The organism is Pseudomonas sp. DP-17 (genome assembly GCF_022380625.1).
GTDB classification, from domain to species: domain Bacteria; phylum Pseudomonadota; class Gammaproteobacteria; order Pseudomonadales; family Pseudomonadaceae; genus Pseudomonas; species Pseudomonas nitroreducens_A.
Genome location: NZ_JAKSXG010000018.1, coordinates 70,200 through 83,610, shown reverse-complemented (window position 1 = coordinate 83,610; position 13,411 = coordinate 70,200). Strand labels below are relative to the sequence as shown.

At 56.8% G+C, this 13,411-nt stretch carries 14 protein-coding genes; 9 read left to right on the top strand and 5 right to left on the bottom strand.

Features of this window, described 5'->3' with window-relative positions:
- Positions 1-23 precede the first annotated feature (23 nt).
- From MJ122_RS27465 to MJ122_RS27445, 5 genes are all read right to left on the bottom strand, one after another.
- Positions 24-803, bottom strand: coding sequence for a hypothetical protein (locus MJ122_RS27465; RefSeq protein WP_239746883.1), 780 nt, complete (start codon positions 801-803; stop codon positions 24-26).
- Positions 804-916: 113 nt separating this feature from the next.
- Positions 917-1,828, bottom strand: a complete 912-nt coding sequence (locus tag MJ122_RS27460; RefSeq protein ID WP_239746882.1) for a hypothetical protein — start codon at positions 1,826-1,828, stop codon at positions 917-919.
- Between the two features lie 156 nt (positions 1,829-1,984).
- On the bottom strand, positions 1,985-2,263 hold the full coding sequence (locus MJ122_RS27455; protein ID WP_239746881.1) for a hypothetical protein: 279 nt from the start codon (positions 2,261-2,263) through the stop codon (positions 1,985-1,987).
- Positions 2,253-3,131: a thioredoxin domain-containing protein gene (locus tag MJ122_RS27450; RefSeq protein ID WP_239746880.1), complete on the bottom strand. Its 879-nt coding sequence runs from the start codon at positions 3,129-3,131 to the stop codon at positions 2,253-2,255. The genes MJ122_RS27455 and MJ122_RS27450 overlap by 11 nt, the downstream gene beginning before the upstream one ends.
- Positions 3,132-3,135: 4 nt before the next feature.
- Positions 3,136-3,723, bottom strand: coding sequence for a hypothetical protein (locus tag MJ122_RS27445; RefSeq protein WP_239746879.1), 588 nt, complete (start codon positions 3,721-3,723; stop codon positions 3,136-3,138).
- Positions 3,724-4,125: 402 nt separating this feature from the next.
- Between MJ122_RS27445 and ssb the strand changes: the two genes are divergently transcribed.
- From ssb to MJ122_RS27400, 9 genes are all read left to right on the top strand, one after another.
- The gene (gene ssb, locus MJ122_RS27440) at positions 4,126-4,665 is read left to right on the top strand and encodes a single-stranded DNA-binding protein (RefSeq protein ID WP_239746878.1); all 540 of its coding nucleotides are present in this window, start codon (positions 4,126-4,128) and stop codon (positions 4,663-4,665) included.
- A gap of 61 nt (positions 4,666-4,726) precedes the next feature.
- Positions 4,727-5,830, top strand: coding sequence for a RecT family recombinase (locus tag MJ122_RS27435; RefSeq protein ID WP_239746877.1), 1,104 nt, complete (start codon positions 4,727-4,729; stop codon positions 5,828-5,830).
- Between the two features lie 225 nt (positions 5,831-6,055).
- A complete protein-coding gene (locus MJ122_RS27430; RefSeq protein WP_239746876.1) occupies positions 6,056-6,235 on the top strand; it encodes a hypothetical protein in 180 nt (59 codons plus the stop codon).
- On the top strand, positions 6,216-6,719 hold the full coding sequence (locus MJ122_RS27425; protein ID WP_239746875.1) for a hypothetical protein: 504 nt from the start codon (positions 6,216-6,218) through the stop codon (positions 6,717-6,719). Before MJ122_RS27430 ends, MJ122_RS27425 begins: the two co-directional genes overlap by 20 nt.
- Before the next feature lie 128 nt (positions 6,720-6,847).
- Positions 6,848-7,891, top strand: coding sequence for a lambda-exonuclease family protein (locus tag MJ122_RS27420; protein ID WP_239746874.1), 1,044 nt, complete (start codon positions 6,848-6,850; stop codon positions 7,889-7,891).
- A 113-nt stretch (positions 7,892-8,004) separates the two neighbouring features.
- Positions 8,005-10,518, top strand: a complete 2,514-nt coding sequence (gene mobH, locus MJ122_RS27415) for a MobH family relaxase (protein ID WP_239746873.1) — start codon at positions 8,005-8,007, stop codon at positions 10,516-10,518.
- Positions 10,515-12,350 (top strand): conjugative transfer system coupling protein TraD, encoded by a 1,836-nt coding sequence (gene traD / locus MJ122_RS27410; RefSeq protein WP_239746872.1) that lies wholly within the window; start codon positions 10,515-10,517, stop codon positions 12,348-12,350. The genes mobH and traD overlap by 4 nt, the downstream gene beginning before the upstream one ends.
- 12 nt (positions 12,351-12,362) lie before the next feature.
- A complete protein-coding gene (locus tag MJ122_RS27405) occupies positions 12,363-12,719 on the top strand; it encodes a hypothetical protein (RefSeq protein WP_138526904.1) in 357 nt (118 codons plus the stop codon).
- On the top strand, positions 12,712-13,368 hold the full coding sequence (locus tag MJ122_RS27400) for a DUF4400 domain-containing protein (RefSeq protein WP_192225788.1): 657 nt from the start codon (positions 12,712-12,714) through the stop codon (positions 13,366-13,368). The genes MJ122_RS27405 and MJ122_RS27400 overlap by 8 nt, the downstream gene beginning before the upstream one ends.
- Positions 13,369-13,411: the final 43 nt, after the last annotated feature.

Below are 13,411 nucleotides of genomic sequence, written 5' to 3'. Positions count from 1 at the left end.
GCCCCGCACAGCGGGGCTTTTAATTATTTGCTCACGAACCGGAATGTTTGTGCTCCGTTGAATACGCCAGCTGGAAGTACTTCTTTCGAATACTTGGAGCCGGGGTAGTAAAGGTAGAACCAGTCCGGGAGATTCTTTGCAAGCTCAGCCATAGCCTGGGGCGCCGTAAGATTGTGCCGGCTTTCATCCACAGGAAGCTGCGTCGGGAAAACGAACACCGGACCGTAGACCTGCCGGCTTTTCATGAATGCTGGGCCTGGAACCGGGCCCTTATCAAGCTGCAGAGGCTGTCCCAGGTAGTATTCCTTCATGCTTGCATAAGCGATCTTGGCGCTCCAGCCATAGGGATATTTCGCCGTAGTGGTCGGGATCGAGGCCAGGTCAGTTTTAAAGACGCGCTGGCGAGCCTGCTCCCACTCTTTGGCCACAAGTGCTGTTGCTGCTTCTGGTGTCGACGCAAGCTCTGCAGGGACCCAGGCAGCGATCTGGGGAAGGCCTTCTGCGGGCGAGCCGCCGCCACCCAGGAGGAATAGCCCGAGCCCAAGGCCGGCCGATGGGCCCACAGCCAGATCACCTGCGCCGGCGCTGATGTTCACTGCTTGGCTTTGTCCTTGGGCTTGGTCCACCATCACTTTAGGAATGTCTCGTTGGCCCCTGAGCCCCATGCCATCGAATATGGTGAGAGCATCAGACCATTGCTGCCGTGGGACCGTCTGGGGATCTGGCAGAGGTGGTTGACTAGGCGCTGACGCGCAGCCCGCTAAGGCTGCAAGGATGCCGGCGATGATTAGACGCTGAGCCATTGAGAATACTCCTTGATCTTGGACTCCATGGAGACCGGCAGAATACCGGTGATGTGAGTCGCTGTGTAGCTTCGCGACTTCTCTTCAACATCCCAAGTAGCAAGGTAAATCTTCTATACTGTCCGAGATAAAATATCTTTGTTGTGCTCGTAAGAGTCCACGTGGTCAGAGGCGTGAGGTATTTCGCTTGGCATAGGACCGAATTCTCTTTCGTATTCCCTTTTGCGAGCTTCTACTTGTTTCCTCTGCTCTTCAGCCTCTCTCTCCATGAAATACACAATAGTTTCTATAACTGGCTTTATCATTGCATATAGTCGGTAGGCGCCTACGATTACAAGTATGGCTACCTCGGTTGTCCTCCCGGCTACGAGTCTCTCATCTGTTGTTGGCTTCTCTAGAAGTACTTTTAAGTTGGCGCTCAGCTTTTCTTTAGCGGCGTTTGCCCAGTCTGAGATATCTCCCGGTTCATCTCCAACACCATCTGGAGTGACATCGTTCGGTAGTTGTGCGGAGAGCTTGAAGATCGCAATTCTTAATGCGTCTGTTATCTTTATTAATGTTGGCAGTGAGCCGGCCGGAAAATCTGCAGCTTGTATTTGGCTAGGGTGGAGGTCGATTATTCGTGGAACCAACTCGATAACTAATGGTAGGTCTTCGTCTAGTGGCCTGACGATATCTCCAATAATGTAATTCCATGCTCCACCATTTGCATAGAAGTGAGCTACATCGAAGCACCTTTGATAGCGCTCTTCACGATTTTTTCTTATCCATTCTATTGGATTGTCCAAGTCGGTTAGATCAGCGATACTTGGTAGTTGTGAAGTGGCGCCGTAGAAGTTCTCAAATGCTCCATACTTACCTTCTCGACTCAAAAGTGTTTTAATTGCATTTTCGAGTTTGTATATCTTCCCTTCAATTCTTTCCCCAACCTCTGTGAGTGCTACAGACATAAATGGTTTTATCTTTTCCTCATCAAAATCTACACCAAAGGCTGAAAGGCTTGCTAGCTTTGTCTGGATGTCCATGAGTTTCTCCGTGCTGTTGTAATTGCCCTTGCCGGAGTAATTAAAGCTGGGAAGCAGATGATGGTTATCAGATTTTGCTATTTTGCTTGAAATATATAAGAGCGATTAGAATGAAAAACGCCGCATATGCGGCGTTTTTCTAGCGTCAAGATTATTTTAGTTGGAGTAAGGGCCCAGCCTTTCCTCGAAGACTTGCATGTTGTGCCCGCAGTCAGCCAGAGCGAAGAACTCACGTCGCTCAAAGTTCACCGCGAACAGTTCGCCATCGTTCCCGATCACGCTGAGACCGTATTGCTGGAGGATTTCCCCTACGGCCCACCAGCTTTTCGCCGCCCGCAGGCGGGCAAACACTCGCTCACGCTCAGTGCCCTGCTCCAAAAGGTCTGCCAGGCGGCGAATCGAGGCATCTTCGAGAGGAGCGTGGCTACTGCTCATGCGCACCTCCGAGGTCCAAGGGCTTGATCGGGGCTGGCATGGTTGCGGGGGATTGTTCCGGTGGCGGCAGACCTTCCTGGTCGGGAGCTTCGTTGCGCATAGCGACCAGCTGCGCGATCGCGGCGCGGAACGACTGCGCCGGCTGCGCCCCCTTCACGATCAGGTGCTTGCCAGTGGTGTTGTCCACCACCACCGTCGCCGGCGTGCCAGTGACACCCAGTGAAGTACCGCGGCTGATTTGCTTCTGGATCTTCTCGTCGTACTTGCCGCTGCTCATGCAGCTACGCAGCGGGTCCGGCTGAGCGCCGACCGACAGCGCAATCTTATCGAGGTCTTCGGGGCCTTGGCCATTCAGCTGGGTATGGCTGAAGTACTCGCCGGTGAATGCCCAGAAAGCCTGGTTTCCGACCTGCTCGCCTATGCACTCGGCTGCTACGGCGGCTGCATTAGCTGCCGGATCGTGGAACTGCAGAGGGTAGTGCTGCCACTCCCAGTTGATCTGGCCGTTGGAGCCGTCGGCGATGCGTTTGGGGGTGTCATGGAAACGCTGACAGAAAGGGCACTCCAGATCGCTGAATTCGACCAGCGTGAACTCGGCCTGGGGGTTGCCGTAAACGTGGCGGCCATCCTTCATGTCGGCATTCTTGGCGGCGGTCCAGCCCGCAAGGATTCGATCGCGCTGCGCCGCCATGACCTTCGACTCCCGTAACTCCAAGGTTTTATCGACTTGGCCTGGAAGCTTCTCTACCAGTTGAGTGGCGACATAGGCGTCTGTGTAACGCGCGTTCAGCATGAAGGACACGCCGACCGCTACTGCCACACCAAGCACAGTGATCGCGATATGGCCGGTCAGGTTCGAATTGGACATCGTTTCACTTCCATTGAGGGGTAGATGGGCGGGAGGGAGCCTGCAGGCGCACCGGCAAGTCTTTGGGTGTGCCGTTCACCAGGATCAGCCATTCGTCATAGGTGAGCCGTTCGGTGCCGCGGCAGAGCTTGTTGCGGACCTGCACGTACTCGTTGACGGTGCCTTTTCCGTTGGCCAGCGCGGTGATGAACTTCCCACCTGCTGGTGTGCCTAGAGCAAAGGTCTGGGCGACACCGTTGTTCTCGGCGCAGTTGGCTGCCACCAGGTCGGGGGGCACGGCCACCATCGGCTGGTGGGATGCTTTCGGCTGCGGCTGAAGCTCCGGATAGAGTTTGCCGTTCCGGGTGTCGAGCACGTCCTTGCTTCCCAGGACTGGCTGGTAGGTAGGTTCTCGAAGCGCGGCGCCACCGCGGCCCGCATGACCCCAGCTGGTGTAGTGATCGCGAAAGTCAGGGCCGTAGCTTTCGACTACATACGGAACGCCGAGCGGCAATTGCTCGGCTTTGTCAGCCGGTGGCTGGTGCGTACAGGACGCGGAAAGGAGCAGTCCCGCGTAGAGGCCAAATCGGCCGGTGAACTTCCAGTAGGGCATGGTGGATCCTCGGGATCAATTTGTTGAAATTGTCCGAGCCGCTGACGGTGAGGATTCGCTTTTTCACGCAACAAATTGGCCGGAAAAAAAGATGCCGACCCCGCTATCTTGCAGATCGATACCGGCTGTTGCAGACTTGCGGCACGCCTGCATGGCGTTAAAAGCATCTTCGGCCTTCCTGGCCACTCTCTGCGGCACACCAAGTGCTCGCCGCATGACCAGCAGAATTCTCTAATTAAATCTAATCGCTTGAGCGTTTAGGTTTAGTCATGTGCTCTTTGCACATGGTCGGCTTGTTGGCCGATTTACAAATACAACCAAAAACCTCTCAAAAACCCCCTAGGGGCGACATGCCCCTTACGGGATCATGCCGCCCTTAGTTCTCTTGATATGGAGAAAACTATGGCTCGCGGAGTAAATAAGGTAATCCTGGTTGGCAACATTGGCGCCGATCCAGAAATACGCTACATGCCCAATGGCAATGCAGTTGCCAATGTAACGCTCGCCACCAGTGAAAGCTGGAAGGACAAGCAAACTGGGCAACAGCAGGAGCGCACCGAATGGCACCGAGTGGTGTTTTTCGGTCGACTTGCTGAAGTCGTAGCGGAATACGTAAAAAAAGGCTCTCAGATCTACGTTGAAGGGTCGATGAGAACTCGTAAGTGGCAAGCGCAAGACGGCCAGGATCGCTACACCACGGAAGTGGTTGTGGACATCAACGGCGAAATGCAATTGCTTGGTGGTAACCGAAATCGTCAAGACGATGGGCAGCAACAAGCTCAGAGTCAGCAACGACCAGCGAGCCACGCCACGCAGCGCCCGCCACAGCGACCGCAACAATCGGCACCGCAGCCGGCACCGCAGCCAGCTCCGGATTACGACTCGTTCGATGACGACATTCCGTTCGCGCCCATCAGCCGCTGCTTGCTGTTGATTAGCTGAAGTCGGAACTGTTCAAGAAAGACGCACCTTCGGGTGCGTTATTTTTATAAAAGGAAATCTCATGAGCGAGCAACTTCAAAACGCTTTGGCTGTAATTGCAAAGCAGGAAGATAAGTTTAAGTCGATTGCCAGGCTGAGCAATTCGGATGTCGTATTTCAGAATGAGCTGCTTTATGCAGCTCAAGCAATGATGAATAACGATTATCTCTGCAATGCTGCAATCCAGAACAAGCTGTCACTTCGTAACGCGTTTGCGCAAGTTGCTGCGTCGGGATTGACACTGGATCCTTCACGGCAACTGGCCTATCTGGTTCCTCGCGATGGGCAAGTCGTCCTCGATGTTTCCTGGCGAGGCATGATCAAGGTCGCCGTGAATGATGGCGCAATTAAAGATGCTAATGTCGAGCTGGTGTATTCGAACGATGTGTTCGAATACCTCGGTAAGCGCAAACAGCCGATATTTAAGTGCAAACCATTTGCCCCCCTGGAGGAGCGAGGAGAACTCTTGGGTTGCTATGTCGAAGCGGAACTCCCTGATGGTCGGTTCCACGTCGAGGTTGTGACCCTCAAGGAGATCCACGCTGCAAGAGAGGCCTCAGACCTGTGGCGGAGAAAAAAGAAAGGTCCATGGGTGCACTATGAAAGCTCGATGCAGAAGAAATCAGCGATCAAGATTGCCCGCAAGTATTGGCCGTTCGCTGGTGGGAAGCTGGACAAGGTAATTGATTACCTCAACACCGATGGTGGCGAGGGATTCGCTACCACCGGCGTGTCTGTGTCGGCGATCGAGCGCTTCATGGGGAATGCGCAGGTTGTCGATCCGATTGAGCCGCTACCTACCTCGAAAGAGGAAGGTCTGCAGCCTGGCCGGGTGGACACCGAGCCGGCCGCCGTACCTGCAGCTGAGCTTCAGCCGGCACCGGAAGCTGTGTTGGTTGAGGGGGAGTTGCTAGCGGCTGATAGCGAAGCTGTGCCCGCACCTAACTTCCCGGAAAGAACGCTCAAGAAAGTTGCTGAACTGGTCCGCCGCGCGGGCCTTTCAGGGGCCTGGAATGCAGCGTTGGAGTATGTGTCGACCTGGCCGGTAGATGCTCGCAATTACGCGGAGACGCAAATCAACGCAGCGCGAGCTGAAGCCTATGCCATCGCCTCCAAGGGCGAATAACTCATCCTCGACCGCCTCCGGGCACGCCGAGTCAACCAACCCGTCAGGGAAGCTCCCTAGCGGGCGACTCTGGCAAAACTGAGGAAGCATCATGCTCGACATCATCAAGCTGATCCTGACCCTGCTGCTGCCGTAAGGCGCCAGGAAAAACCCACCCTGAGGGGGCATTCGCCCCCTTCGGGAGCGCTGCCTTTTCAGGTGTTGAACTTCTGAAAAGGAAATCCCATGCGCACCTACATTCATACCCTCGTGAACCTGTTGACCAATGAAACGAAGCAATTCCGCTGCGAGGCGGAGTCGTTTGAGCAGTCAATCGAAATCGCTGAGAAGAACCATCCAGACCTGTTCCTGCTCCTGAAACCATCCCTGGCCAAGGAGCAGAGCAATGCGGCCGTCAACCGTTGAAAGCCTGCAGAAATCGCTACGCGAGTGGCAGCAGGTACTTCACGATGGCGGCCCGTTTGCGGTCTGTGCTGAAGAGGTGATCGAGAAGACTCAGGCGAAGTTATTCCTCCTGGAGTTTCTCGTTGGCCAGCTCGAGGTTGGTTTGACCTTGAAGCACTGCCGGCGAGACGCCTGGGGGATCATCCTTCCTGACGCCTCGCAGCCTGGCCGCTTTCGGTGGCAGGCGTTCCAGAGCGATGGTTTTACCGGGCACGTCACCTTCGATTCGATGGAGGAGTGTCTCGGTGATTTGGTCGACGACGGTTATGGCGCGCCCGACCCGGGCGCGCTTGACCGTGTTGCCGATACCGTCGAATGGCGCCGCGGCATGGAGGTAGTCGGTCTGATCCAGTCCTGCAACGCAGGGTTGCTCAGCTTCGAAGACGCCATGCGACAGCGAGAAGAAATCTATGCCCGGTACCTTGCTGCTGCAGAGGCTGCTTGATGCCTGGCTGCCTGGAGTACCAGAAAAAAATCCCTCTGGGGCGGACGCCTCAAGGGGCTCGTTCGTTCCGGTGGGAACCACTTGGGTCGGCATGACCAGGTGGTTCACTACTTGAAAAGGAGAACGAGATGAAAGTGATTGATCTCGCGCAGCGATCCCCCGAGTGGCACGAGTGGCGCCGTGAGGGAGTTTCTGCGACCAGCTGTGCAGTGATCATGGGTGCAAACCCCGAGAAAAGCCCTCTGGAGTTATGGAGGGAGCTGGTTGGCATCGTTACCCCGCCGGACCTATCGGTCATACCGCAGGTGCGGCAGGGGGTACAACGAGAGCCATTGGCTCTGCAGGCGTTCGAAGAGAAGTATGGCCAGTTGGGCATGCCGGTCTGTGGCGAGTCGCTGGAGTACCCGATCATCCGGGCATCTTTCGATGGGCTGTTGGCCAACGGCGCGCCGGTGGAGATAAAAAACCTGGCCGACGCGAATCACCTGGAAGTACTCCGCCTTCAGATGGAAAGCCCTGCATACCTGCTGTATCGGTGGCAGGTGTGGCATCAGCTGATCGTCAGTGGCGCGAGTGAAGGGTACCTGTGGTTTTGGTCCCCCAAGCACGAACCATGTTGCTTACCGGTGTCGCTCGACGAAGTTACTCGCAAGCGGATCATTGCCGCGGAGATCCACTTCTGGGAGTTGGTTGAAACCGGCTGCCCGCCGGCGGCTGATCCAAAGCGTGATGTTCTGCCGTTGGAGCAGCTCGACTTGGATGCCTGGCGCAAGCTGGCTAGGCCAAGAAGAGAGTTGGAGCAAAAAATCGCGCAATTGAAGGCAGAGCTCAAAGCACTGACCAATCAAGCTAAGGAACAGGATGCTGCGTTCCGACCGCTGATGGGGCTGTTTCGACGAGCCGATGCTCTCGGTGTGCGGGTGACGTGTTACGAGATCGCCGGTGCTGTTGACTGGGAAGGGGTGGCGAAGGAACTGCATGACGCAATTCCTGAAGACGTCCTGAATCGTCATCGAACGGGTGGTTCCGTTGCATATCGACATACCGTAAATCCGAACTACGACGAAGCAACAGCGCTGCCAGAGCCTAAACCTAGGGTTCGCAGGTTGGCGCCAGCTGAATCGAAAGAGGCCACAGAGCCTTCAGTCGCTTACGGAACCTTCTGGTTCTGAGTTCCCCGCCCGGCCATGTGCCGGGTTTTTTTTCGCCCGTTTTTTGGCGGGAAATGGCCTCTTGCCGGGGTTGCGCGCAAGCAACATGCGCCAGTCCACACAAAGAGAAGCCTATGTCGCCTATCTCGCTTATCAGACGGATTTTCTCGCTTGGGGGTAACCGGAACGTCGATCGCGTCGGCCGTTCGTACCCGCACCCTGCCGAGGAGATGATTGCCCCTGAGCTCCGTCCATACCTTGAGAATCACAATTGGCGGAACCTCCGGTACCCACCCTACCAGGAAGGCTACCCAGGTCTGGTTGCCGGCCGTTGGTTCATGCGCCGATATCAGCAGGATCTCTTCGACCGGCTCATGGGTTCACTTGGACTGCCTGATGAAGAGTTCGCGCGGTATGTCGAGCCGATCCTCAATAACTTCGCTGAGCTGGCCCATCTCCTCCCGGCCTCACAGAGCCATCACCATGATGGTCCTGGAGGTTTGCTCCGTCACAGCATGGAAGTGGCAGCGTTCACGCTCGACGGTTGCCTGACCACGGCATTCGACGCTGGCGAAACGCCTTCGCGGCGAAGCATGCGGTTGCGCCGCTGGTATGTGGCTGGCGTTGCTGCCGGGTTGCTTCACGATGCCGGCAAACCGTTGTCGGACATTCGGGCGACGAGCTTTGAGGGTGGGGAAGAGTGGAATTACGAGCGGGAAACGCTCCATGCGTGGTCCAGTCGAACCGGTATCAACCGGTATTTTCTCCACTGGAATCCTGATCGGCACGCTAATCACGTTCAAGTTTCAGTCTCGCTGGTTAGGGGCATCATTCCAGATGAGGCCAGGGCCTGGATTCGGGACGGTGGCCACGACATCTACGAGGCAATGCTCGACGCCATCTCTGGCGCGGGGGCAGGGCCGCTGACATCGCTCGTGCGTGCAGCGGATGAGGCCTCAGTGAAACGGGATCTCCTGAAGGGCCCACGAAATACCACCGGTGGTGATACAGGCGTTCCGGTAGCTCGCCTCGTTACCGATGCCATGCTTCGACTGATCGAGAAGGGTACCTGGAAGGCGAATGTTCCTGGTGGACGAGTCTGGATAGCTACCGACGGAATCTACATCGCTTGGACGATGGCTGCCGACGAGATCGTGCAGATGGTTGTCGCCGACGGTGTTGTCGCGATCCCGCGCGCCGCAGATACCCTGGTTGGGATTTTAGCTGCGCACGGTATCGCGGAGCGCGCCTCCAATGGCGACGTCTATTGGTACGTCACACCGCACCTTTTGCGTAAGAACGGACAGGCGCCGGCGCTGCGGTGCATAAAACTCGTCTCGCCGGACATCCTCTTCCCGCTTACACCTCTGCCACCCCCGGTTTCAATCAGCTTGGGTAAGGAGGGAAAGGCACGGGATCTCATAGCACCCAACGACAAGCTGGGTGCGCAGGCGAGCCAGACGAACGAGAACCAGGGCGATTTGTTCCAGGAGGAAAGCACTGCATCCCCTGGGCAGGCCGATGACAGTGGCGAGGAGGTCGTACCGCCGGCCGATAAACAGACCAAGCCAAAGCGGAAGAAAGCTCCAGCGACGGCTGAGATCGGTAAGCCTTCGCCGGGTGTGCGAGCAGTTGTTACAGCTGAAGAGGCATCCCCCTCACTCGAGATGACCGAACCAGCTGCAGGCTCCGCAGAAGAGCCGGTGGAGCATGAAGAAGAGCCGGAGCAGACGTTCACCCTCGAGCAAATGCTTGGCGACTTGTCGCAGTTGCCCGCGGACAACGCGAGTGGGGCGAATAACGGGGCTCCGGTGACTTCCGAAACGCCGTCCGGCGCGCTGGCGGCTGACGATGCTCCAGAACAGCAATCGGTTGCAGCCGCGGCACCGGAGCGCGCTGCTCGCCCTGGACGAATCAGCCTCAGCCAGTTACGCGGCGATCAATGCGGCGCAAGCCCATTGTCGCCGCCTCAGGCTTCATCAGCGACCGTTCCGCAAGTTCAGTTAGCGGTCCAACCAGCCCAACCAGAGAAATCTGCAGCACCTATTGCTCCCCTGGAGATATCCCCTGGTGATGCAGAGTTGTTGGCCGACCACGAAATGTACCTGCTGCAGATGCACCCGGAATTGGCGCGAAAGCTTTTAGCTGCAGCAGCAGAGCCAGATACGTTGCGCAGCGCTTTCAACAAGGTGTTCGTTCGCCTGGGTTCGGCGTTTCAGCACGATGATGTTGAGGGCTTGGTGCAGGCCGGATGGCTTTGGCAGGACATCGCGTCCGAGGGACCTGCTGTCCTGAAAAAGCTCAAGAACCAGGAAGGGTTCCTGCTCACGCAGGACTACAGCTTGATCGTCTGCAAGCTGGCACGTTTGGACTGGAACGTGCCCCACCTCAGTCGCCTTCCAACAGGCGAGCTTCCTGTTCTGCGTAACGCGGTCGAGCAGGTGATCGCAAAGTCTTCATTCGAGGTCATCGCCGGCCTCGGCCTGCGCGCCATCACTCCGCACCAGGTTTCGCAGATCGCAGATCAGTTTGGCGTCACCCCGGCCCTTCTGGAGGAGGCGATATTCGCGCTGCGCGATGCAGTGAAAGTGGCGGTTAAACGCAAAATTTTCATCAGAGCACTACCTGAGGAGATCCCTGCCAAATGAGCGAATGGGACTACACCAGCTACTGGCGGAAAAACTTTGAAGCCCACGAGGTCGCTGCATGGGGCACCTCGATAATCGGCAGCACGGCCGTTCAGCTGCTCACCAGCATGCCTATCACTCCGTACCTCATCACGGTAGGGGTTCAGGCGGGCTTCGCACTCGCAGCGCTTCCCAAGGCCTTGCGCGTACACAACGCGAAGGCATGTCTCTATGGCGCCGGCGTTCATACCATCACGTTGGATCAAATGATCGCGATGGTCCGGGCCAACAAAGACGATATCTATTTCGGAGAGGCCTTTGCCTGGCGCCACATGCATGGGCAGTACGCCTTCGAGCTGCTTGCTTTGGACCTTGAAGACATCTTGGGCAAGAAGGGAAAGCGGAAGGCAACAGTCAAGGGCACCAAGTGGATCCATGGCTTGGGTATGGGAGAGGAAGAGCCCTGCATGCGGCCGGCGGATTCGCGAAACATCCACTTCCTGGTGGTGGGCACCACCGGCGCCGGAAAATCTCGCTGGTTTGACATGGCCATCACCCAGTGCATCGCCCGTGGCGAACCGGTAATCGTGATCGATCCAAAGGGTGACAAGGGGCTAGCGCGCACCTGTGAGATGGCAACGGCACGAATCGGCAAGAGCCACCGGTACAAGTATTTCCACCCGGCCTTCCCTGAGCGTTCGGTACGCCTGTCGCTGACCAAAAACTTCGGTCGCGCGACAGAAATTGCCTCACGTGTTGCTGTTCTGATGAAAAGCGATGCCGGTGACCCCTTCCAGGCATTCTCGATGATGGCCCTGAACAACGTGATTCAGGCCATGCTGATCTGCAAGATCCAACCCACCCTGGTTGGGCTCAGGCGAACGCTGGAAGGGGACGTTCCGGGCCTGACGATCAAGGTCATCATGACCTACGGCGCGGAAGTATTCGGCGACGCGCAGTTCGATGCCATGGCCTCTGCCGTTTTGATCAGCGCAAAGGTGAAGCCAGGCGATATCGAAGGGAAGGCCAAGGTTCTTCGCCGTGTCTATTACCAGGATATCGCGCCCGTCAGAGCGAACGGTGACATTGAAGGCCTTCTCACCATGCTGGAGCACGAACGCTCGCACTTCAGCAAGATGATCGCGGGCTTACTGCCGATTCTGGTGATGCTGACTGCTGGCGCCATGGGCCCGCTCCTGTCTCCTGTGGCGGATCCCGATGACGAGCGTGCCATTGTTGACCTCAACTCCGTGATCAACGGGGACCAGGTACTCTACATGGGCCTCGACTCGCTCTCGGACTCGATGGTTGGCTCAACCATCGGTTCGCTGGCACTGGCTGATTTGGCCTCCACGGCTGGCGAAATCTACAACCACCGCATTCCCAAGCCCGTAAACATCTTCGTGGATGAGGCTGCTGAAGTGATCAACGACCAGTTGATCCAGCTGCTCAACAAGGGGCGCGGCGCCGGCATCAACCTCTACATCGCCACGCAGACCATCGCAGACTTCAAGGCGCGGCTGGGGGATGAATCGAAAGCCATGCAGGTTCTCGGCAACTGCAACCACGTCGTGGCTTTGCGCGTGCTCGATACCGATACGCAAGCCTTCATCGCGGACAAACTCACGCCGACGCGCTTCAAGTACGTCATGCGCACGCAAGGAAATAGCCCAGACCAGAGCGGCATTCGTGTCGGTGGCAATGTCGGTGAGCGGCTGATGCAGGAGGAGGGCGAGCGTTTCCCTACCGGCTTGCTGGGCGAACTGCCCGACCTTGAGTTCCTTGCAGTGTTTGCTGGCGGAGATCTTCGCAAGGGCCGTATCCCGATCATCAATTTTGACAAAGCAGCCTGATAGGAGGCCCCTGTGTCTGTATCGACTCCTCTCGAGATTCAACGCCGTACCCAGCTGGATGCGGAGTCCACCAAGCTACTTCGCACTTTTGATTTGGAGTGGCGCTGCGGTACCCGCTTGATCACGCTCATGCTGGAGGCTGGGTATCCGCCGCTGGCGATTGGTCATGCCTTGCAGGAGGTACTCGGGCAGTACCAGCGGATGTGCATTGAGCGGAGCAATGATTTCTCGCGCCTGCGTGCTGTCCTCAGCCATGTTCTAGACCATCTGCGCAAAAGCGATGCAGCCCTGCCGAATGAACAGGTTCTGGAATGGTGCACGTTGTCGAACGTACCTTCGATCGTGACGGAGCAACTGATCCATGGCTGAAAATATCGAGGAGAAGTGGCCCAAGGGCCTGGTTGCGTCGATAGCATTCGGGTTCATCCTGGTACTGATGCTGGCCACCGCCGCCCCAAACAAGCTCGTGGACAAGGTCATGGTCAAGGAACGGGCTTGGGGACTTGCACTGCTAGGCCAAAGCGATCTGGCTGCGGTGGAGTCGAAGACAAGAGACTGGTACTCGTTTCTCCTCCTCGACTCCGGGGTCAAAGCCATGGTCGCCGACGTATTCATTGGCGAGCGAAGCTCCAGGGGAACCGTCAATGCTCTGGAGGAAAAAGCAGGCTGGTGGTTCAACTACCTGAGCGAGCGGGGGGAGGCACTACAGAAGATCATTTACCAGGTGGTGTATCGAGTGGTGCTGGCGCTTTTCTGGCTGCCATTCCTTGCTGTTGTCGTTGTACCCGGGGCCTACGCCGGCTGGATGCGTTGGCATGCGAAAAGGGCAGGGTTCAGCTACACGTCGCCGTTTGTAAACAACCATGCGACGAACATGCTTTTGATGAGCACGGTACTACTACCGTTGAGTTTGATCTTCCCGCTCCCGTTGCCGCCGCTTGTGGTCAGTACGTTCCTCATCTTGGCGATTCCGATCCTGCTGTCGCTGCTCATTAGCAACCTGCCGAAGAAATTTTAATTCGTCCGTTTTCTGGCAGGAAAAAGCGATTTCGATGAGCCCG

Coding starts and splice junctions, on each gene's coding strand:
- MJ122_RS27465 (WP_239746883.1), bottom strand. CDS start 803: ATGGCTCAGCGTCTAATCATCGCCGGCATCCTTGCAGCCTTAGCGGGC.
- MJ122_RS27460 (WP_239746882.1), bottom strand. CDS start 1,828: ATGGACATCCAGACAAAGCTAGCAAGCCTTTCAGCCTTTGGTGTAGAT.
- MJ122_RS27455 (WP_239746881.1), bottom strand. CDS start 2,263: ATGAGCAGTAGCCACGCTCCTCTCGAAGATGCCTCGATTCGCCGCCTG.
- MJ122_RS27450 (WP_239746880.1), bottom strand. CDS start 3,131: ATGTCCAATTCGAACCTGACCGGCCATATCGCGATCACTGTGCTTGGT.
- MJ122_RS27445 (WP_239746879.1), bottom strand. CDS start 3,723: ATGCCCTACTGGAAGTTCACCGGCCGATTTGGCCTCTACGCGGGACTG.
- ssb (WP_239746878.1), top strand. CDS start 4,126: ATGGCTCGCGGAGTAAATAAGGTAATCCTGGTTGGCAACATTGGCGCC.
- MJ122_RS27435 (WP_239746877.1), top strand. CDS start 4,727: ATGAGCGAGCAACTTCAAAACGCTTTGGCTGTAATTGCAAAGCAGGAA.
- MJ122_RS27430 (WP_239746876.1), top strand. CDS start 6,056: ATGCGCACCTACATTCATACCCTCGTGAACCTGTTGACCAATGAAACG.
- MJ122_RS27425 (WP_239746875.1), top strand. CDS start 6,216: ATGCGGCCGTCAACCGTTGAAAGCCTGCAGAAATCGCTACGCGAGTGG.
- MJ122_RS27420 (WP_239746874.1), top strand. CDS start 6,848: ATGAAAGTGATTGATCTCGCGCAGCGATCCCCCGAGTGGCACGAGTGG.
- mobH (WP_239746873.1), top strand. CDS start 8,005: ATGTCGCCTATCTCGCTTATCAGACGGATTTTCTCGCTTGGGGGTAAC.
- traD (WP_239746872.1), top strand. CDS start 10,515: ATGAGCGAATGGGACTACACCAGCTACTGGCGGAAAAACTTTGAAGCC.
- MJ122_RS27400 (WP_192225788.1), top strand. CDS start 12,712: ATGGCTGAAAATATCGAGGAGAAGTGGCCCAAGGGCCTGGTTGCGTCG.